This is a genomic window from Providencia sp. PROV197, from assembly GCF_028479625.1.
GTDB lineage: Bacteria > Pseudomonadota > Gammaproteobacteria > Enterobacterales > Enterobacteriaceae > Providencia > Providencia vermicola.
Map to the genome: position 1 here is coordinate 59,740 of NZ_JAMPNZ010000035.1, position 21,795 is coordinate 81,534.

Below are 21,795 nucleotides of genomic sequence, written 5' to 3' on the forward strand. Positions count from 1 at the left end.
TTCCCTCTAACGGTCTTTCGGATCGAGGGCATCACGTAAGCCATCGCCGATAAAATTAAAACAAAACAACGTGATAACCAGAAAACCTGCAGGGATCAATAATAACCATGGTGTCACTTCCATCGAATTTGCCCCATCACTGAGCAAAGCCCCCCAACTGCTGAGTGGCTCTTGTGTGCCCAAACCTAGGAAGCTGAGGAATGATTCAAACAAGATCATGCTCGGTACTAACAAGGATGCATAGACTACCACCACACCCAGCACATTTGGCACAATATGGCGTAAAATAATATGGCGCGTGCTGACACCGCAAACTAATGCCGCTTCAATAAACTCTTTACGTTTTAACCCCAGTGTTTGACCACGTACAATACGTGCCATATCTAACCAAGAGACCATCCCAATTGCGACGAAAATCAATAAGATATTGGTACCAAATAAGGTCACTAATAAAATAACGAAGAACATAAATGGAAATGAATTCAGAATTTCCAATAAACGCATCATGATTGAGTCAACTTTACCACCGACATAGCCTGCCAGTGAGCCATATAACGTCCCAACCACTACTGCCACCAGCGCAGCAGCAACGCCGACCATCAGCGAGATACGCCCACCAATTGCGACACGCACTAGCAAGTCACGCCCCGACGCATCCGTACCAAAATAATGGCCTGTCGCCATATCTGGCGGCATGGACATCATCTCCCAATCGGTATCATCGTATAGGAATGGTGATAGCATCGGCGCAAAAATGACAAATAATGTGATTAAAAACAACACACATAAACTGAAAATTGCCGCACGGTTATGCATGAAACGACGACGTGCATCTTGCCACAAACTTCGCCCTTCAATATCCAATTGCTCTGAAAAATTCGCCAGAGCTTCACTATTTTTTTGATTCGAAATCATAGCGTTTCTCCAATTAGTAGCGAATTTTCGGGTCAATGACGGCATACAACACATCGACAATAGCATTAAAGGTTATCGTTAATACCCCAACCAAAATGGTTAAGCTCAACACCAAGGAATAATCGCGGTTAAGTGCGCCATTAACGAATAATTGACCAATGCCAGGTAAGCCAAAAATAGTTTCAATCACCATTGAACCCGTAATGATTCCCACAAATGCAGGGCCCATATAAGAAAGCACTGGGAGCAACGCAGGTTTTAAGGCATGGCGTAAAATGATAGTTCTCAGTGGTAAGCCTTTAGCGCGTGCAGTACGGATAAAATTTGAATGCATAATTTCTATCATCGAGCCACGAGTGATACGGGAAATACTGGCAATATAGGCTAATGACAGTGCCACCATCGGCAAAATCATATGTTTCAAATTACCGCCGTCCCAGCCACCGCCGGGGAGCCATTTCAAGTGAATGGCAAATATCAGCACCAAAAGAGGTGCCACAACAAAGCTGGGGATGACAACCCCCGTCATGGCAAACCCCATGACTGTAAAGTCCCATTTAGTATTTTGATTAAGGGCAGCAATGACCCCTGCCGTGACACCAAATAAAACAGCAACCACAAAGGCAGTAGCCCCCAGTTTCGCAGAAACAGGGAAAGCTTTCGCTACTAAGTCATTGACACTATAGTCTTTATATTTAAATGAAGGCCCAAAATCGCCTTGTGAGAGTTGAATAAGGTAGTTGAAGTACTGCTTATACATCGGATCATTTAAATGGTATTTGGCTTCAATATTTGCCATCACCTCAGGTGGTAGCTTACGCTCGCCTGTAAACGGACTACCCGGCGCTAAGCGCATCATAAAAAATGAGATGGTAATGAGAATTAAAAGAGTCGGGATCGCCTCAAGCACCCGACGCAAAATAAATTTCAGCATTGCTCGTTCCTGCTTCTATTGCCCATTAGGCTAATATCTGGCCCCTCTCGGAGCCAGAGCATTGTTATTAGTGTTTGATAATGTATAAATCTTTAGTATGTAAGTTATCTAATGGGTCTTTACCACTATAACCACCAACGTAAGGTTTCACTAAACGGGTGTTAACGTAGTAGTAAAGCGGAACAATGCCTGAATCTTTATCGAGTAACTTTTCAGCTTGTTGATATAAGGCCGCTCGTTCTTCGTCTGTTTTTACCTGTAATGTTTTCTTCATCACAGCATCAAAGTCCGTATTTTTATAGTGAACCGTGTTGTTACTACTGTAGGAAAGCAGCATATTCAGGAACGAAGATGGTTCGTTATAGTCCGCGCACCATCCTGCGCGGGCAACATCATAATTACCTTGATGTCGGCTATCCAAGAAGGTTTTCCACTCTTGGTTTTCGAGTTTAACGTCTGCGCCGATATTTTTCTTCCACATAGAAGAGGCAGCAATCGCAATACGTTTATGCAAATCTGACGTATTATATAGTAAGTTGAATTTTAATGGGTTTGCTTTGTTATAACCCGCCTCTTCCAGCAATTGTTTCGCTTTTTCATTACGCTGTTCCTGAGTCATATTGGCGTACCAATCTGGTTTCTCAGTTTTCATGCCGCTGGTAAAGGGTGGAGTAAAACCATAAGCGGGGATATCTCCCTGCGCTTTCACTTTATAGGTGATAGTGTCTCTGTCCATCGACAGTTTTAATGCTTCACGAACACGCGGGTCGTTAAATGGTGGTTTTTCGTTATTAATTTCATAGTAGTAAATACACAGATAAGGATTTACACGTAACTCATTGGGCATGTTTTGTTGTAAGCTTTTAAATTGCTCAATAGGTAAGTTACTGTACGTCATATCAATTTCACCACTACGGTAGCGGTTTACATCAGTCACTTCAGAGGAAATTGGCAGGAAAGTGACTTGGTCAATAATCGTGTTTGCGTTATCCCAATATGTTGGGCTGCGCTCTAATACAATACGCTCGTTAACAGTCCAATCTTTCAGTTTATAGGCTCCGTTACCGACAAAATTTTGGGGTTGTGTCCATTTAGCTCCATTCTTTTCAATCACTTTTTTGTTTACTGGAGACATGGATGAGTGAGCTAATAATTTAGGAATATAAGGAACGGCTTCACTGAGCGAAATCACTAATGTTTTGTCATCAAGCGCTTTGACGCCAAGTTCTTGCGGTTTTTTCTTACCCGCAATAATATCGTCAACATTTTTGATATGCGCGTATTGTAGGTAGCTTGCATATGGAGAGGCGGTATCAGGGTCTGCTAAACGTTGCCAACTATAAACGAAATCCTCTGCCGTGACAGGGTCACCATTTGACCATTTTGCCCCATCACGAATTTTAAACGTCCACTCGGTAAAATCTTTGTTTTCCCAGCTGGTTGCTGAGCCAGGTAAAATTTCCCCATCTGGCCCAACAATAGTAATCCCTTCAAATAGATCCCTTGCTAAAGCTGACTCTGGTACCCCTTCAATTTTATGTGGATCTAAAGACTGTGGCTCTGAACCGTTATTTCTGACCATCACTTGCTTTTCAGCAAGTTCAACACCAGCTGGAACCGTCGCAGCAAAACTGGTTGCTATTGACCCCATCGCTAACCCAGCGGTAACGCTAAGTGCAATAATCGATTTATTGATTAATTTACTCATCTTATCGGTTACTCCCATACATATTTATTATGATTGTGTGTTGATGCAGGTTTATCTTAGAGATAAACACTTTTTATAATTATTTGGATATTATTTATTAGGTTCACTTATATATAACCGTTTAATATCCGTATAATCAAGGGGGTCTTTACCTTTAAATCCACCAACGGTGGGTTTTACCATACGTGCGCTGACGCGATAATAGACAGGAACTAACGCAGAGTCCTTGTCTAACAAGGCTTCAGCTTGTTGATAAATCTGATGGCGCGCTTGTTCATCTTGTGCAGTTAACGCTTGGGCAAGTAATGCGTCAAACGTGGCGTTTGAATAGAAACCAGTGTTATTGCTGTTGTCCGTTAACATCATATTTAAAAATGCAGTTGGTTCATTGTAATCAGCACACCAAGTCGCCCTTGCAACGTCGTATTGCCCTTCATGACGGCTTTGCAGTGAAGTTTTCCATTCCTGATTTTGTAGCGTAACTTTCGCACCAATATTTTTTTGCCACATAGAAGCGGCAACAATCGCTTGCTGTTTATTTTGGTCTGACGTGTTGTATAACAACGAAAATTTCAGGGGATTCTCTTTGGTGTAACCCGCTTCTGCCAATAGTTCTCTTGCCCGTTGATAACGCTGCTCAGCGGGTAAACTGGCCCACTGCGGTGGCTCAAAATTGCCATTATTAATAAATGTTGGTGTGAACCCATAAGCCACGGTTTGGCCTTGGTTGATGATTTTATTCGTAATGGTTTCTCTATCTAACCCTAATTTAATAGCCTCCCTCACTCTAGGGTCATTAAATGGTGGGCGTTTATTATTAATTTCATAATAAAAAGTACACAAATAAGGCCTTACATATAACTCATTGGGCTTTTCTTGCTTCATCTTTTGATAAAGCGCGGGCGGAATAGCGGAATTGCTGATATCGGTTTCCCCACTGCGATAGCGGTTGATATCACTAACTTCAGAAGAAATTGCGAGGAACGTCGCTTGGTCTATCTGGCTCTGCACATTATTCCAATATAACGGATTACGTTTTACAACAATGCGCTCGTTAACCACCCATTTATCCAGCAAATATGCCCCATTACCCACAAAATTTTGTGGTTGAGTCCATTTATCACCGTGTTTTTCAATTGTCTGTTTATTAACAGGCTTCATCGCTGTATGGGATAGCATATCAACAAAATAGGGGACAGGATGGCTTAACGTGACTTGTAAGTGATGAGGATCTAAGGCTTTTACGCCAAGTTCATTGACAGGCTTTTTCCCTGCCAAAATAGCATCTGCATTTAAAATATAAGCGTTTTGTAGGTAACTTGAATAAGGTGAGCCCGTTGCTGGATCCGCGAGACGTTGCCAGCTATAGACAAAATCTTCCGCGGTGACAGGGGTTCCATCACTCCACTTTGCGTCATCTCTGAGCGTAAAAATCCAAGTAATGTAATTATCATTTACCCAGTTTTTTGCCACACCTGGTGTCACTTTGCCATCGACATCAGTATAAACCAGGCCTTCTAACAAATTTAAAATAACATTACTTTCAGGCACTCCCTCCACTTTGTGCGGGTCAAGGGAAGCCACTTCTGAACCATTGTTAATCACAATTGACTGTACAGGTTTAACAATATTGGCACTCATTGATGATGTCGTAATAAATAATGACAGTGCTCCCAAACCCATTGCCGTTCTTATCATTTTATCCCTCATGATTAGCAACCTTCGCAGTAATTAACGAAACCTTTTATCTAGCCGAACATGGCCAAATGCACCCTTTGAATATGAATAATTAAAACAATTAATTAACATTTGTTAGTTAAAAATTTCATGCTATTTCTAAAAAAAACTCATCAATACACCATTAAACACATTAAAATCAATGCTATAACATAAACCCCATCATATCGCATATCATGTCCCCCCTTCACACTTCCAAACATATCATTAACAAACACCAATTAAAATAGTGAATAAATTTACGTAGCTCACAATTCCTTACTTTTTATCCCTATTTTAGCAAAAAATGCGATATTTAATTACAGATGTGACTTTTATTATTGCTGATTGTTTGTTGTGAAAGAGATTAGATAACGACATATCCTGCTATTGGATACCACAATACTGTTTTTGAAAGGCGATAGTTTTTCTCAATGCTGCTGTCAGCAAAATGCATAACAGCAGCATTGGAAAGAGGTGTTTTAGAGTAAACCTGGGAAAAGTGCTTTAACCCCTGTGACGATAAATTCGATGCCCAACGACATCAATAATAATCCCATAATACGCGTAACAACGTTGATCCCTGTCTGCCCTAAATAGCGTACTAATAACGAAGCGGAGCGAAATAATAACCAACAACAAAAGGCAAAGAAAATACTGGTTAGGGCTAAACCCAAGAAATTTTGCCAGCCATGCCACCTTGAAGACCAAACAATACAAGAACTTATTGCTCCAGGGCCAGCCATTAACGGTAATGCCAGAGGCACAACACCAATGCTGTCGCGAACCGCTGTTTCTGTTTTTTCTTGTTTATTCTGTTTGTCTTCACCAATTTTCCCGCTGATCATCGACATTGCGATGGTGACAATCAATATCCCCCCTGCAATACGGAATGAATCAATAGAAATCCCAAATAATTGTAAGATTGAATCGCCAATTAATAATGACGTACATAAAATAATAGCAACGGAAGTATTCGCAATGGTATTGGTTTTATTTCTCCCTGCATTACTTTGATAATTAGTCATACTGATAAACACAGGCAAAATACCCACAGGGTTTACCAATGCAAATAAACCGATAAAAAATTTAATGTAGCCCGATAAGTCAAGTAATGCTGCACTCACTCATTCATTTCCTTAAATAACTCTTGTTAGAGGTTTATTGATGTCTTAAATAATTTTATCACTGATGCAGTAAATTTCCTTGAGAAAAGCACTAATTTCTGTGAATGTCTCTTTTTACCCCATTTTTTGTTAGCTTTATTATCAATCTCGACGCATTTAGCTTACTTATGTGAAAGTTAATTAATACACCAACAACACTATTTCAAATAGTACAAAAATAGCCATGCTGAAAGGTGTCAGCTTGCCATTTTCGTGATTTAGATCACTTTATTTAATTCCTGTTTTGTTAATCTATCCTTAACTGATAGACAGAGTTAATGATGAACCAATCATCAATAATTCACGTTTTAACAAGGTTTTTAAGCCAATAGGCGATGATGAGCTACGTTATTATAGATATTATCTATACTTTCTTTTTTAAGTGGTCTTTTTTAAACCTCTTTATAATAGATACATTGCTCATTGGCTTAAAAAGTTTAACATTTATCAGGAGTAATCTATATGTCCGTAACTAACGTTACCGAACTCAATGAACTCGTTGCTCGTGTCAAAAAAGCTCAACGCGAATTCGCTAGTTTTTCGCAAGAAAAAGTAGATGAAATCTTCCGCGCTGCTGCCCTTGCTGCTGCTGATGCACGTATCCCTCTCGCAAAACTCGCGGTAGAAGAGTCTGGAATGGGTATTGTTGAAGATAAAGTGATCAAAAACCACTTTGCCTCTGAATATATCTATAATGCCTATAAAGATGAAAAGACCTGCGGTGTACTTTCTGAAGACCCAACATTTGGTACGATTACAATCGCAGAACCTATTGGGATTATTTGTGGTATCGTACCAACCACAAACCCAACATCAACAGCCATCTTTAAATCCCTGATTAGCTTAAAAACCCGTAATGCCATTATCTTTTCTCCGCACCCTCGCGCAAAAGTAGCCACTAACCGTGCCGCCGAAATTGTTCTTAATGCCGCTATCGCAGCAGGTGCGCCAAAAGATATTATTGGTTGGATTGATTCCCCATCAGTTGAATTATCCAATGCATTAATGCATCACCCTGATATTAACCTGATCTTGGCGACAGGTGGCCCTGGTATGGTTAAAGCGGCTTACAGCTCAGGAAAACCCGCTATTGGTGTAGGTGCAGGAAACACCCCTGTGGTTATTGATGAAACTGCAGATATTAAACGCGCAGTGGCTTCTATTTTAATGTCCAAAACCTTCGATAACGGTGTTATCTGTGCATCTGAGCAATCTGTTGTCGTTGTCGATGAAATCTATAGTCAAGTACGTGAACGTTTTGCAAGTCACGGTGGCTACTTACTGCAAGGTAAAGAACTCAAAGCTGTTCAAGATATCATCTTAAAAAATGGCAATTTAAACGCAGCTATCGTGGGTCAACCTGCTTATAAAATTGCAGAGATGGCTGGCATTACGGTGCCAATCAATACAAAGATTTTAATTGGTGAAGTGAAACTGATCGATGATTCAGAGCCCTTTGCTCATGAAAAATTGTCTCCACTGTTAGCCATGTACCGCGGCAAAAACTTTGAGGATGCAGTATCGAAAGCTGAGCAGCTGGTTGAGATGGGCGGTATTGGCCACACATCTTGCTTATATACAGACCAAGATAATGAACATGAACGTGTCAATTATTTCGGTCAAAAAATGAAAACGGCGCGTATCCTGATCAACACCCCTGCCTCACAAGGTGGGATTGGTGACTTGTATAACTTTAAATTAGCCCCTTCTCTCACACTCGGCTGCGGTTCTTGGGGGGGTAACTCTATCTCTGAAAACGTTGGTCCTAAACATTTAATTAATACCAAAACTGTGGCGAAGAGAGCTGAAAATATGTTGTGGCATAAACTTCCAAATTCAATCTACTTCCGCCGTGGCTGTTTACCTATCGCCCTAGAAGAAATTGCAACTGACGGTGCAAAACGTGCATTTATTGTCACCGATGGCTATTTATTTAATAACGGCTATGTGGATGAAGTGGTTAATGTCCTCAAAAAACACCATATCGAAACCGATGTTTTCTTTGAAGTTGAAGCTGACCCAACGTTAACAGTTGTTCGTAAAGGTGCGGCGCAAATGCAAGCTTTCCAACCTGATGTCATTATCGCATTAGGTGGCGGTTCTCCAATGGATGCGGCGAAGATTATGTGGGTCATGTACGAACACCCTGAAACGCATTTTGAAGAGCTGGCGTTACGCTTTATGGATATCCGTAAACGTATTCACCGTTTCCCGAAAATGGGTGTGAAAGCAAAATTAGTTGCTATTACAACAACATCAGGTACAGGTTCTGAAGTCACACCATTTGCAGTTGTCACCGACGATAAAACAGGTCAAAAATACCCATTAGCGGATTATGCATTAACGCCTAATATGGCAATTGTCGATGCTAACCTCGTAATGAACATGCCTAAATCGTTAACTGCTTTTGGTGGTTTAGATGCCGTCACCCACGCATTAGAAGCTTATGTCTCCGTGTTAGCTAATGAGTTTACCGATGGTCAAGCTTTAAAAGCGCTAAGCTTATTAAAAGATTACCTGCCAGCAAGTTATCATGAAGGGGCTAAAAACCCAGTGGCACGTGAGCGTGTACACAATGGTGCAACCTTAGCAGGTATTGCCTTTGCTAACGCCTTCTTGGGTGTTTGTCACTCAATGGCACACAAACTGGGCTCTGAGTTCCATATTCCTCATGGTCTTGCGAATGCATTGCTAATTTGTAACGTTATTCGTTTCAATGCGAATGATAACCCAACCAAGCAAACTGCTTTTAGCCAATACGACCGTCCTCATGCACGCCGCCAATATGCTGAAATTGCAGATCATTTGGGGCTCACAAATGCAAATGACCGTACGGGTGTTAAAATTGAGAAATTATTAGCGTGGTTAGATGAAATTAAGGCTGACTTAGGCATTCCTAAATCTATCCGTGAAACAGGTGTTTCTGAAGCTGATTTCTTAGCCCGCGTTGATAAACTGTCAGAAGACGCTTTTGATGACCAATGTACAGGGGCTAACCCACGTTATCCATTAATCTCTGAAATTAAACAGTTATTACTGGATTCATATTATGGCCGTGAGTTTATTGAACATACAAGTGCACCATCTGCAGAAGTAAAGACAGAAAAAAAAGTTGTTGAGAAAAAGACGACAACGAAAAAAACGGCAGAGAAAAAATCATCTAAAAAATAATTTTTTGGATAATTAAATAATAAAGGCACTGCAAATGCAGTGCCTTTAATGTTTTACAAGTCAAATAATGCTATTAATCACAATCATATATTAGAGAAATTATACACAAGGGCTTTCATTAAAAGCCCATAGGTCTATTCTAAAAATAGGTTATTTTTCACTTTCCATTTTATTTTTCGTTTAATTGAAGTGAATAGCTTTTTTAGGAATAGTCCCTGCGTTCATTAATTTAGCTTGTTCAATCGCATCTGAATAATGCTTGCGACACACAGAGATGTATTTCTCATTTCCCCCTATATCCACCTGTGCGCCCTCATAAACTGGGATCCCATCACTTCCTACACGTAATACTTTATTCGCTTTACGGCCGCAGTAACAGACTGTTTTAAGCTCAACCAATTTATCAGCCCAAGCAAGTAAATATTGGCTTCCTGCGAACAGTTCACCTGCAAAATCAGTGCGTAAACCATAACATAAAACAGGGATATCGCAGTTATCAACGATATCGCATAATTGCGCTACTTGTTCTTTTGTTAAAAATTGACACTCATCAATAAGAACACAATGTACTTTCTGTGTGCTATTTTCACGTTTAATAATCTCTGCCATATTTGTCGATGGTGAGAATAATAACGCTTCAGCTGATAGCCCAATACGTGAGGATACCCTTCCTAGGGCAAAACGGTTATCAATTTCTGCCGTGAATATCAATGTTTGCATCCCTCTTTCGTTATAGTTATACGATGACTGTAACAAAGACGTTGATTTCCCCGCATTCATTGCTGAATAATAAAAATAAAGCTGAGCCATCTCGCTGTTTCCTCAAAAATTATATTCGAAATAATTTTATCATAAAACATATCATTAGATTAACTATAACCACTCTTTCTCACCTTTACTTATTGAAAATTTAACTCTTTTTACGTAAACATATCTGTATTTTATACTTATAATGATTATCTTATATGCAATAAAAACCAGTTCAATATTAACGACAAATGTTTTTGCTGAAGCACTGATGGCAAAAACCTCATCAAAAAAAGAAAATTTAAGTTAACCCCTGACATCGCTTCATTTTGAGCTAAAGTAAAAAAGACCTTTTACTCATTTTACAGAATATTAAGTTAGTAAAACTTTTTCATATTGCTATTTTTTTCATTAGTTCAGTTATTGATAATAGTGGTATATATATCTACGAAAAGTTTATATTTCTTTTGTAAAAAAATTGCATTCGTTAAAGATTACTTTTAAACTAGGGGCGTAATTTAGCTATTGCAGAATTTAAAATAGCATTCTATTATTACTGTACACATGCCAACAAATAATTTGAGACCAGGAAAATGAGCGAATCATTAAAAGCGTTAAATAACATCCGTACTCTTCGTGCTCAAGCTCGCGAAGTTACTTTAGAATCTTTAGAAGAAATGCTGGAAAAATTAACGGTCGTTGTTGATGAGCGTCGTGATGAAGAAAGCCAAGCACGCGCGGAATTAGAAGAACGTAACCGTAAATTGGAAAAAGTTCGTGAAATGATCCTAGAACAAGGCGTAGATTTAAATGATCTTCTGCAAACTATGGACTCAGGTAAAACGACAAGCACTCGTGCTAAACGCGCTGCACGCCCTGCTAAATACAAATATGTTGATGAAAACGGCGAAACAAAAACGTGGACTGGCCAAGGCCGTACACCTGCTGTAATCAAAGTTGCTATTGAAGAGCAAGGCAAATCGTTAGACGATTTCTTAATCTAATCAACTAAACACGTATTCTAAACACCCTTTTTAAAGGGTGTTTTTATTTATAGCCTTATATATTATTTTATATTTCTCTGTGTCAGAAGTATCTTCATGCATATAAAACCAGCATCCTAATTTCAATTATTTCATATAGACTTCTCTTAAAATGCGTATTCTTCGTTGTTCAAATGCCTAAAAAAATTAAATAAAATATTGTTATAGTAAAGAAATGTAATCTTAATTAGAAATAACAGGTGCATAGACAAGCATTTATTGACCTACTCTGTAAGCATATTTTTAATACTTTCATCGTAAAAGCTAAATGCCACAATTGTTGCATTTGCAATGTAAGATATACCACTTAATACTTAGCTACTGGCATTAATATTACCGATTTATCTGCACAAAAAAGGCTAACAGATAAAATTAGCCTTTAATAAAATTTGACGGATTGAAGCGATTTAGGTTTATTTAATGTTTGATGACAATTCTTTCACCCACTGTGTAAAATCATCGCCCAATGTATCGTGCTGCATTCCATATTCAACAAAAGCTTTCATGTAACCTAATTTATTTCCGCAATCATGGCTTTTACCACATAAGTGGTAGGCTTCAACAGGCTCGTTATTTTCCATCATTAAAGCAATTGCATCAGTTAATTGTATTTCATCACCAGCACCTGGTGTTGTCTTCGCTAATGCACCCCAAATCTTTTCAGATAATACATAACGGCCAACAATGGATAAATTAGATGGTGCTTCGTTTTGTTTTGGTTTTTCAACCATACGTAAAATCTTTTTACTATCGCCAGGTTGTAAGCTTTCACCATTACAATCCACAATACCGTAATTAGAAACTTCCTCTTCGGGTACAGGTTCGACCAAAATTTGACTCGCCCCTGTTTCCTCGAAATGTTCAAGCATTTCACGTAAGTTAAATTTAGTTAAATCTGTGCTGTAACGATCTAAAATTACATCAGGTAAAATTACTGCAAATGGTTCTTCGCCAACCAGGGGTTTAGCACATAAAATAGCGTGACCTAGCCCTTTTGCGATTCCTTGGCGCGTTTGCATAATCGTAACATGACTTGGGCAAATAGATTGCACCTCGTCGAGTAATTGGCGCTTAACACGGGCTTCTAAAATGGCCTCTAACTCAAAGCTTGTATCAAAATGGTTTTCAATTGAGTTTTTAGAAGAATGTGTGACAAGGACAATCTCATTAATACCCGCGGCAATACATTCATTAACAACATATTGAATCAACGGTTTATCAACGATTGGTAGCATCTCTTTAGGGATCGCTTTCGTTGCTGGAAGCATCCTTGTTCCTAATCCCGCAACGGGGATTACCGCTTTACGCACCTTACGTTGTGTCATTTTATACTCCATATAATTTCTGCACACCTTTACCTCATTTTTCAAAAAAGTGAATGAGGTTTTTTTAGTGCGCAGAAGTATATCAGGAATTATTAATGAATAAATAGCGATGAGTCTGATTAGCTTTATTTGGCGCTTTACTGTGAGTCATTTTAAGATAATGCTAACTTTCAGGGTTAAACATAAGTTTTATTTTCTGGCTGTTATTACGAATTAAACACTGCCAAGCCGTTCCTTTTACTTCTAAATGATTCGGATGGTAGAATTTTAGAGCACCCAATGGAATACTTCTGTCTAATTTAAAATGGGATTCTTCTGTAGTCACTTCCGCTTCTAAACCTGCACTTGCCATAATAATCGCTTTATTCTGAGTATTAAAATACCCAAGAAGTAGAGGAAAATGGCCGGTAAACCCTGAGTCTTCTAACAAATGATTTATTTGATTAATAATTTTATCAATATTTGGTAGTTTTTTATCTGGGTAGCTCACCGCGTTTTTCAACAAATCATTGAAAACAACACGAATCAAAAACGCAGCCATGATCCCCTCTTGTGCTGAGCGCTCTGTATCAATGCAATAAAAACCGATTTGGCTTTCTGAAATTGGCGCTAAATCTAGCAACAGTCCAAATCGGTTGGCTTCATTCAATTGGCGATAATTAATTCGATAACCATTAATAATCTGATGCACTGGTGGCTGCAATTGTTTCAAGACGGCTAGCATATCTTGCGTATTACTTTGCATCAGAGACGCAATCTGGTGTATTTCATCACCAATTTGAGTGCTAAGATCATCTTCTTCGGGATAGAGAGCAGACAAAATTGTAATTTTGACTTCATCTAAATTCTTTATTGGCTTAAGTAAAGCATCCTTTGCACCAAGACGAAACATGCGATCAAGTTGAGTAAAATCTGTCGTTGCAGAAATAACGATCACAGGTGTGGTTATATTACTAGCAACCAATTCACGCATGAAGTCTTCCCCATTCATCACTGGCATATTTAGATCACAAAGAATAATATCAGGGTCAATTCCCTCAACCGTCAACATCTCAATCGCTTGTTGGCCATTACTTGCGGTATAGATCTCTAGCTCTAAACTTTCTAAGTACGTTTTCAAGATAGTACAGAAGGTGATTTCGTCTTCGATTATCAATATTTTTCTATTTTTCATTTGATACCTACCGCAATAACCCTGTTTAATTAACAATACTATTATTCATATAATAAAATCATTTTTCATCCATCATTTGAGTATAGTGATTTTTCAACCTTCTACTTATTTTTATCGAGAGTATTATGGATCACCAAGAAGAAAGTAAGTGCCATTGTGGCAGCAGAGCACAATTTGAACATTGCTGTGCCCCATTCTTACGCAATGAAGCCACCCCAGAGACGCCTGAACAGCTTATGCGTTCACGTTATAGTGCCTATGTATTGCATAACGCTGATTATTTAATTGAAACATGGCATCCAGATTGCAATGCACAAGAGTGGCGGCAAGAAATGACAAATAGCTTCGAGCATACACAATGGGTAGGGCTCCGTGTTATTAGTTCTTCTTATGCTAAAAACGCCGATGAAGGCTATGTCGAATTTTCGGCTTGCTTTATTGATGAAAAAGCTGATCATAAACAGCTTATTCATGAACGTTCCCGCTTTATTCGTTTGAATTCGCGTTGGTATTATCTCGATGGTATTACCCCTAAAGTTGGACGTAACGATTTGTGTCCCTGTGGTTCTGGCAAAAAATATAAAAAATGCTGTGAATAAAACGAATACTTTTCGTTATAAACACTAAATACTATCTACCTACGCGAGTTCATTACGCCGTATGTATTAGCCTGAAAAATAAGGCTCTGTTAGTTAAGGATTAGGCAGTTTCATGCAACACAAAATTGTACAAAAAAAAATCCTCAGGACTATTTGCCCTGATGCGAAAGGATTAATCGCAAAAATCACCAATATTTGTTACAAGCACCAACTCAACATTGTGCAAAATAATGAATTTGTGGATCACCATACGGGTCGTTTTTTTATGCGAACAGAACTTGAGGGTATTTTTAATGATGAAACCCTCCTCGCCGATCTTGATGACGCATTACCCGCGGGTTCAAAACGTGAGCTCAATGCTTCTGGCCGCCGCCGTATTGTTATCATGGTGACCAAAGAAGCACATTGTTTGGGTGACTTGTTAATGAAGAGTGCTTACGACGGGTTAGATGTTGAAATTGCAGCCGTTATTGGTAATCACGACACATTGAAAAATTTGGTTGAGCAATTTGGTATTCCATTCCATCATATTAGTCATGAAGGTTTAACTCGTGAACAACATGATGAAAAGATGACGGCGCAGATTGATCAATATCAACCTGATTATGTCGTTTTAGCAAAGTATATGCGAGTTTTAACCCCTGAGTTTGTCCAGCATTATCCTAATCAAATTATTAATATTCACCATTCATTCTTACCTGCTTTTATTGGTGCACGCCCTTATCATCAAGCTTATGAGCGTGGTGTGAAGATTATTGGCGCTACCGCACACTTTGTGAATGATAACTTGGATGAAGGTCCTATTATCACGCAAAACGTGATTAACGTTGACCATACATTTACAGCGGATGATATGATGCGAGCAGGTCGTGATGTTGAAAAAAATGTCTTAAGTCACGCATTGTATTGGGTGTTGGCGCAACGTGTATTTGTATATGGTAACCGCACTATCATTTTATAAACAAATACACGTAAGCCCTTTCTAGTAATAATTTGTAGTATTTACAATCATTAAGAACAAAAAAACAGCAAACGAATGTTTTTTGAAAATTAATGCTTTACAGCGGCGCGTCATTTGATATGATGCCGCCCGCTGTGACCGATTACAGCAATTCAAAATCTGGTGGGATACCCAAGCGGCCAAAGGGAGCAGACTGTAAATCTGCCGTCACAGACTTCGAAGGTTCGAATCCTTCTCCCACCACCATTTAAAGACACTCTACACCAAGCTTATCAACGACCCCCATAAAACGATTTAGTACACTTGAATGTGCCTTTGACTTATAGACATAACATTCGCTCTGCCCCAATAATTTATTCAGTGATATATATATTAATGACTTATCGATTAATTCTTCTTCAGGATAGTGATCAATAATGCCAATAAAATCACCATCTTGAATAAAACTCTGGCAACAACCAATATTATCCATTTGCCTCACACTCACTTTATTATCGAGTGTTTCTATTTTTTCTAATAAATCACTCATCAGTGAACTTTTATAAAACGCAGGATCACAAAGCCATGTGCTTTCTTGTAATAATGCGACAAGGTCATGATTAAATTTCTCATAAAGAGCCTTACGACAGTAAATGCCCAATGGTGAATTCTCTATTTTTTTTTGTAATGAAAATCGTTCACTTATCACTTGTTCAGAACTTAAAATCAGTGTATTCCCATCATAGTCAACTATTTCATCCACCTCATCATAATTAAACCTTAATATATTTACTTGTACATTATTTTGGTGAGCTGCTTGGTAAAGATTAATCAAATGATTTTCCTTTCCCCAGTCATAGTAAATATTTGCTTCATTGACAATATAACCTGAAAAATGTTTTTTAGTGATTTCCTTCTCCTGCAAGTACAGATCTCTAAGATCATTATAAAGTTCCTGGCCATCCTTAGTTAATGTCATTCCAAATTTTTCTCGTTTAAAAAGCCGTTTACCTAGGCTTGTTTCGAAGTCCTTGATAGACTTAGCGATAGGAGGCGTCGTTCGGTTCATCACTCTCGCAGCTTTACTTAACGAGCCATTTTCAACAACCGCCATAAACGCCTCTAATTTTCTTGAAAAGAACATATCTATGACCCCATTCTATTTATTAATATGTTAATCAACAAAATTATTATCCAATAGATAATATATTGATTACCCCATAACCAAAATCATTCAATAAAAAATAAAATTTAATTTTTTATTGAATGAGTAACAATATTTCATAAAAGTATTTTTATAATTTCCAACATAGCAAAGCAATATATTATACTGTTTCTTTTAATTATTTTTTATGCCACCACTATTAAATCACATTAAAATACAAATAACCAATTGACTTTAAATGAAATTAACAATGCTTATTTCAAATAATTAACAACCATTTTTTAATCATCAACCATAACTTTATATTAATGACAATTGAATCACACACAATAAATTATAAATAATTAAATATATCCTTATTTATTTTTAATATAGCTATTTTCCATTACACCCCTAATTCATATCTTTAATTAATTGTTATTTTGTATATTAGCCAATAACCACTATCATATGGGTTACAGTGACGATTGCATCTGTTAGAATTAACCATAAGAATATTAAAAATAGGTGATAAAAATTCATGAAATTCATATCGTTTAACATCAATGGTCTTCGTGCTCGCCCGCATCAACTTGCCGCTATCATCGAAAAACATCAACCTGAGGTCATCGGCTTACAAGAAACCAAAGTACATGATGATATGTTTCCTTATGATGAAGTGAGCCAATTGGGTTATCATGTTTTTTATCACGGCCAAAAAGCACACTACGGTGTTGCGCTTCTGACTAAAAATGAACCTATCGCTGTCCGTAAAGGCTTCCCGACTGATGATGAAGAAGCTCAACGGCGAATCATTATGGCTGACATTCAAACAGAGCGGGGATTACTCACTGTAGTCAATGGTTACTTCCCTCAAGGTGAGAGCCGTGACCATCCAACAAAATTTCCTGCAAAAGAAAAATTTTACCGTGACTTACAAAGTTATGTGACTTCCACACAAACCGCGGACTCCCAGCTACTCATCATGGGTGATATGAATATTAGCCCAACAGATTTAGATATTGGTATTGGCGATATCAACCGTAAGCGCTGGTTAAAGACAGGAAAATGTTCATTTTTACCTGAAGAACGAGAGTGGCTAGACAAGCTAATAGGTTGGGGTTTAGTTGATACTTATCGCGCAAAAAACCCAGATGTCGATGACCGTTATTCATGGTTTGATTACCGTTCGAAAGGTTTCGATGATAATCGTGGTTTACGCATCGATTTATTACTGGCATCCAATAAGCTAGCAGAACGCTGTATTGCAACAGGTATTGATTATGAAATTCGTGGAATGGAAAAACCGTCTGATCATGCCCCTGTTTGGTCTGAGTTCGATTTAACTAAATAGTTAATATTATGTGGAAAGGCGCTCAAATCAGCGCCTTTTTATTGACTTAGCCATCCGCTTTCTTCTTACTTTTCTTCGCAGTTTTAGCCATTTTCTTACCACCTTTACTTGGCGGCGGAGGTAACTCTCTAAATGCTCGTAAATTAGTAAACTGGCGTGCGTGATGAATAAGCTGTATCAATGTTTCACTCAGTGGATGCATAAAATCATCATAACGAGTTTGCTTTTCACTGATTTGCGTTAAAACTGATTCCCAGTGCGCTGTCATATCAGGCAACGTAGCCATGTCAGGCAATACATGAATCAAGGCTCTTCCTGCAGGAGATGAATGAATATATCGCCCTTTTTTATACAGAAACTGGCGTTTAAACAATAAATCGATAATCCCAGCTCGGGTTGCTTCAGTGCCAAGACCATCTGTTTCTCGCAATACTTTTTTTAATGCTTTATCTTGAACAAATCGCGCAATACCCGTCATAGCAGAGAGTAAAGTGGCATCAGTAAAAGGCCTCGGTGGCTGAGTTTGCCTCTCAATCACTTCTCCTTTTTCACACAAAAGCTCATCATCTTTAGCAACAACAGGCAATGGCATCCCATCGTTTTCAGCATCACGCTCTTTCCCGCCTAAAACAACCCGCCAGCCTGCTTCAGCTAAGAAGCGAGCTTTGGCAACAAATTTGCCCTTTTCAATTTCCAGTTCAATCGTGCATTTGCGAAAAATAGCATCAGACATAAACTGGATAATATATTGGCGTGCAATTAGCTGATAAATATGATTTTCATTTTCTGTTAATTTTACTGCTGTTGCTTTAGCTGTAGGGATAATCGCATGGTGAGCATCAACTTTTTTATCATCCCAGCAACGGTTTTTCTTATCTAATTCAGGTAATTCAAATTCTGTTAAATCAGGTTGATGAACCGCAATTGCATTTAATACACTATGTCGCCCTGCAAAGTGCTCATCGGGTAAATAACGGCTATCTGAACGTGGATAGGTGATTAATTTATGGGTTTCATATAAGCGCTGGCAGATATCCAACACTTCTTGCGCACTTAACGCGTATTTTTTAGCTGCTTCTATTTGTAATGCAGACAATGAAAAAGGCAGTGGCGCAATTTCAGACTCTCGTTTGTCTTGATACAGCGTGACAATTGCGGGTTTTCCCTCAATACGAGATACGACATGCTCAGCCAACGGTCGATGAAATAAGCGCCCTTCTTCATCCTGATAATCAATACAAGACTCACTCGGTTGCCAAGTCGCAACAAAGCGTTCATCGTTTGGGGTGACAATGTGCGCTTTCACTTCAAAAAAGTCTTTAGGCACAAAATGTTCTATCTCTTCATCACGCCTCACTACCAGCCCTAAAACAGGGGTTTGTACTCGACCAACAGAAAGAACACCTTGATAGCCGCCACGTTGCCCTAGCAACGTGTAAGCGCGAGTCATATTAATACCATACAACCAATCTGCTCTTGCCCTCGCAAGGGCAGATACACACAATGGGATAAACTCGCGGTTTTCCCTTAACCGGTCAATAGCGCGCTCAACGGCTTGGGGATTAAGGTCATTGATAAGGCAACGTTTAACGTTTTTGCGTTTTTCCACATCAAGTTTTAGAAAATCGAGCACTTCATCCACCAGCAACTGACCTTCTCTATCAGGGTCTCCTGCATGGATCACAACTGTTGCTTGTTTAAGCAGTGCTTCGATGGTTTTCAGTTGTTTGGTTACTGCGGCACGCGGTTTTAGCTGCCACTTTTCAGGAATAATTGGCAAGTCTTGCAAATTCCAACGCGCATAGCGTGGCTCATAAGCATCGGGCTCAGCCTGTTCAAGAAGGTGACCAATGCACCATGTGACCGTTTGGCCATCACCGCATTTAATAAAACCATCCCCCCGCTGGTGAGGTTTTGGTAGTACATCGGCAATCGCTCTAGCGAGGCTCGGTTTTTCCGCAATAAACAAACGCATGAATTAATCTATCACTTCAACTAGTGGGACATTGTCCTGATGGGGGAGTAATCTTCCGATAGACTGTAGCAAAACACCTTGCTGCTGTGCAATCTCTTTAATTTTAATGACTTCAGATGGTTTTACAGCAATAAGTAACCCACCAGAGGTTTGAGGATCACACAATAATTGACGCTGCATATCACTCATAGGACCAATAAGATGACCATAGCTATCAAAATTACGTGATGTTCCGCCTGGCACACATCCCGCTTCGATATATTTTTCAACATCGGCTAATTTTGGCACTTTGCTAAAAGAAACCTGTGCGCGAACGCCAGAACCTTCGCAAATCTCACTTAAGTGACCAAGTAAACCGAAACCTGTCACATCCGTCATTGCAGTGACACCTTCTAGGGGGGCAATCACGGCGCCGAGTTTATTCAACTGGCACATGGTTTCTGCGGCAAGGTGCTGGTGCTCTTCTTTGAGTAAACCTTTTTTCTCCGCGGTCGTTAGCACGCCAATACCGAGTGGTTTTGTCAAAAACAGCTCACAATCTGCTGTTGCAGCACTATTTTTTTTCACATACTCCGTGTTGACGACCCCCGTGACAGCCAAGCCAAAAATAGGCTCAGGGGCATCAATAGAGTGCCCACCCGCAAGGGAAATTCCAGCATCTGCACAAGCAGCACGACCCCCTTCAATCACTTCACGAGCAACCTCTGGTGGTAATTTAGCGATCGGCCATCCTAAAATCGCAATCGCCATAATCGGCTTACCCCCCATAGCAAAAATATCGCTAATCGCGTTGGTTGCCGCAATGCGCCCAAATTCAAATGGAGAGTCAACGATTGGCATAAAGAAGTCAGTGGTACTGATGATCCCAATACCATTACCTAAATCATAAACAGCAGCATCATCCTTAGTTTCATTGCCAACTAACAAATGTGGATCATGAAATTTGGCTTGTTCTGTATGTAAAATCTGTTCTAACACTTTCGGGGCAATTTTACAGCCGCAACCCGCTCCGTGACTGTATTGCGTTAGCCTAATTTTCTCAGTCATTATTGTTCCCTTAAAAATGTGTGATAAAACTGTCCATATCTGGTGTTTGAACTTTTGCTGGTGCTTTTAGTTCTGGAGTGCCTAAGTAAAGGAAACCGACAATACGGTCATTTTCTTCGCAACCTAACCCTGCACGAACAACGGCATCTTCTGTCCATGAACCTGAGCGCCAAATCCCACCAAAACCTTGTGCAACTGCAGCCATTTGCATCGCTTGGACAGTACAACTCGCAGCAACTAATTGCTCCCACTGTGGCACTTTAGCGTGATCTTTAATTTTCGCGATCACTGTGATGATTAAGGGTGCACGAAAAGGTGCATTACGTGCTTTTTCTTCAACTTCTGCACCTAGTTTGCCTTCAATCGCTGCTTTTTCTAGCAATTGACTAAAGCGCTTAATACCCGCATCTTGCATAATAACGAAATGCCATGGGCGTAATGCACCGTGATCGGGTGCTCTCATTCCTGCCGCAAGAATATTGTTAAGTTCTTCGCCTTGTGGTGCTGGTGTAGTGAGTCTGGAAGCTGAACGACGGTTCAACAAAAGAGTTAAAGCATCCATATTGGTCTCCGATTAAGAGTAGACTGATTTGATAATCATTCAATCAGGTAATTATACCCACACAACCTATTGTTATAGTAAGCTTATCGTTACACTCTGACTTGCTTGACGATTAACGTGGGTTGCATTAATTAGATTATTAATTCATTGAATTATATCATTTGTCATGAGTGAAAAATATCATTGTGGCATTGTATATCGCGCATAACGGATTTGTTATGCATAAAAAATGATTCATTATCAAATAACTGTATTGTTAATAAATCAAATTTAAA

General features: G+C 39.2%; 17 protein-coding genes and 1 tRNA gene. 6 read left to right on the plus strand and 12 right to left on the minus strand.

The window, feature by feature from the left end:
* Window positions 1–6: 6 nt before the first annotated feature.
* From oppC to PR808_RS18715, 5 genes are all read right to left on the minus strand, one after another.
* Entirely contained in the window at window positions 7–915 is a 909-nt protein-coding gene (gene oppC, locus PR808_RS18695; protein WP_206086128.1) for an oligopeptide ABC transporter permease OppC, read from the minus strand.
* Window positions 916–928: 13 nt separating this feature from the next.
* Entirely contained in the window at window positions 929–1,849 is a 921-nt protein-coding gene (oppB, locus tag PR808_RS18700) for an oligopeptide ABC transporter permease OppB (RefSeq protein WP_206086129.1), read from the minus strand.
* Window positions 1,850–1,916: 67 nt separating this feature from the next.
* The gene (gene oppA, locus PR808_RS18705) at window positions 1,917–3,557 is read right to left on the minus strand and encodes an oligopeptide ABC transporter substrate-binding protein OppA (RefSeq protein ID WP_206086130.1); all 1,641 of its coding nucleotides are present in this window, start codon (window positions 3,555–3,557) and stop codon (window positions 1,917–1,919) included.
* A 90-nt stretch (window positions 3,558–3,647) separates the two neighbouring features.
* Window positions 3,648–5,255 (minus strand): ABC transporter substrate-binding protein, encoded by a 1,608-nt coding sequence (locus PR808_RS18710; protein WP_371007206.1) that lies wholly within the window; start codon window positions 5,253–5,255, stop codon window positions 3,648–3,650.
* A gap of 500 nt (window positions 5,256–5,755) precedes the next feature.
* A complete protein-coding gene (locus tag PR808_RS18715; RefSeq protein ID WP_206086132.1) occupies window positions 5,756–6,400 on the minus strand; it encodes a YchE family NAAT transporter in 645 nt (214 codons plus the stop codon).
* A gap of 501 nt (window positions 6,401–6,901) precedes the next feature.
* Between PR808_RS18715 and adhE the strand changes: the two genes are divergently transcribed.
* A complete protein-coding gene (gene adhE / locus PR808_RS18720) occupies window positions 6,902–9,610 on the plus strand; it encodes a bifunctional acetaldehyde-CoA/alcohol dehydrogenase (protein ID WP_206086133.1) in 2,709 nt (902 codons plus the stop codon).
* A gap of 180 nt (window positions 9,611–9,790) precedes the next feature.
* On the opposite strand, the gene PR808_RS18725 is transcribed toward adhE, so the two are convergent.
* The gene (locus PR808_RS18725; protein ID WP_206086134.1) at window positions 9,791–10,420 is read right to left on the minus strand and encodes a thymidine kinase; all 630 of its coding nucleotides are present in this window, start codon (window positions 10,418–10,420) and stop codon (window positions 9,791–9,793) included.
* A gap of 530 nt (window positions 10,421–10,950) precedes the next feature.
* Here PR808_RS18725 and hns point away from each other — a divergent pair.
* Complete coding sequence (hns, locus tag PR808_RS18730) at window positions 10,951–11,361, plus strand: histone-like nucleoid-structuring protein H-NS (protein ID WP_206086135.1); 411 nt, start codon at window positions 10,951–10,953, stop codon at window positions 11,359–11,361.
* Window positions 11,362–11,813: 452 nt separating this feature from the next.
* Here the strand turns inward: hns and galU are convergent, their stop codons facing one another.
* Window positions 11,814–12,725 carry a UTP--glucose-1-phosphate uridylyltransferase GalU gene (gene galU, locus PR808_RS18735; RefSeq protein ID WP_206086136.1) on the minus strand — a complete coding sequence of 304 codons (912 nt, stop codon included), beginning with the start codon at window positions 12,723–12,725 and terminating at the stop codon, window positions 11,814–11,816.
* Window positions 12,726–12,888: 163 nt separating this feature from the next.
* Window positions 12,889–13,899: a two-component system response regulator RssB gene (rssB, locus tag PR808_RS18740; protein ID WP_206086137.1), complete on the minus strand. Its 1,011-nt coding sequence runs from the start codon at window positions 13,897–13,899 to the stop codon at window positions 12,889–12,891.
* Between the two features lie 125 nt (window positions 13,900–14,024).
* On the opposite strand from rssB, the gene PR808_RS18745 reads away from it, so the two are divergent.
* The 3 genes from PR808_RS18745 (at window position 14,025) to PR808_RS18755 (ending at window position 15,705) form a co-directional block, all read left to right on the plus strand.
* Window positions 14,025–14,498 carry a YchJ family protein gene (locus PR808_RS18745; RefSeq protein WP_206086138.1) on the plus strand — a complete coding sequence of 158 codons (474 nt, stop codon included), beginning with the start codon at window positions 14,025–14,027 and terminating at the stop codon, window positions 14,496–14,498.
* A 112-nt stretch (window positions 14,499–14,610) separates the two neighbouring features.
* On the plus strand, window positions 14,611–15,459 hold the full coding sequence (gene purU / locus PR808_RS18750; RefSeq protein ID WP_206086139.1) for a formyltetrahydrofolate deformylase: 849 nt from the start codon (window positions 14,611–14,613) through the stop codon (window positions 15,457–15,459).
* 161 nt (window positions 15,460–15,620) lie between these two features.
* Window positions 15,621–15,705 (plus strand) — tRNA-Tyr (locus PR808_RS18755).
* Window position 15,706: 1 nt separating this feature from the next.
* Here PR808_RS18755 and PR808_RS18760 read toward each other — a convergent pair.
* Window positions 15,707–16,582: a LysR family transcriptional regulator gene (locus tag PR808_RS18760; RefSeq protein WP_206086140.1), complete on the minus strand. Its 876-nt coding sequence runs from the start codon at window positions 16,580–16,582 to the stop codon at window positions 15,707–15,709.
* Window positions 16,583–17,123: 541 nt separating this feature from the next.
* On the opposite strand from PR808_RS18760, the gene xthA reads away from it, so the two are divergent.
* A complete protein-coding gene (xthA, locus tag PR808_RS18765; RefSeq protein ID WP_206086141.1) occupies window positions 17,124–17,936 on the plus strand; it encodes an exodeoxyribonuclease III in 813 nt (270 codons plus the stop codon).
* Window positions 17,937–17,982: 46 nt separating this feature from the next.
* On the opposite strand, the gene PR808_RS18770 is transcribed toward xthA, so the two are convergent.
* Genes PR808_RS18770 through PR808_RS18780 form a run of 3 tightly spaced genes read right to left on the minus strand, consistent with a single transcriptional unit; the run spans window position 17,983 to window position 21,520 of the window.
* Window positions 17,983–19,911 (minus strand): DNA topoisomerase III, encoded by a 1,929-nt coding sequence (locus PR808_RS18770; protein WP_206086142.1) that lies wholly within the window; start codon window positions 19,909–19,911, stop codon window positions 17,983–17,985.
* Between the two features lie 3 nt (window positions 19,912–19,914).
* Entirely contained in the window at window positions 19,915–20,958 is a 1,044-nt protein-coding gene (gene selD, locus PR808_RS18775) for a selenide, water dikinase SelD (RefSeq protein ID WP_206086143.1), read from the minus strand.
* Between the two features lie 10 nt (window positions 20,959–20,968).
* Window positions 20,969–21,520 (minus strand): NAD(P)H nitroreductase, encoded by a 552-nt coding sequence (locus PR808_RS18780; protein ID WP_206086144.1) that lies wholly within the window; start codon window positions 21,518–21,520, stop codon window positions 20,969–20,971.
* Between the last annotated feature and the right edge of the window lie 275 nt (window positions 21,521–21,795).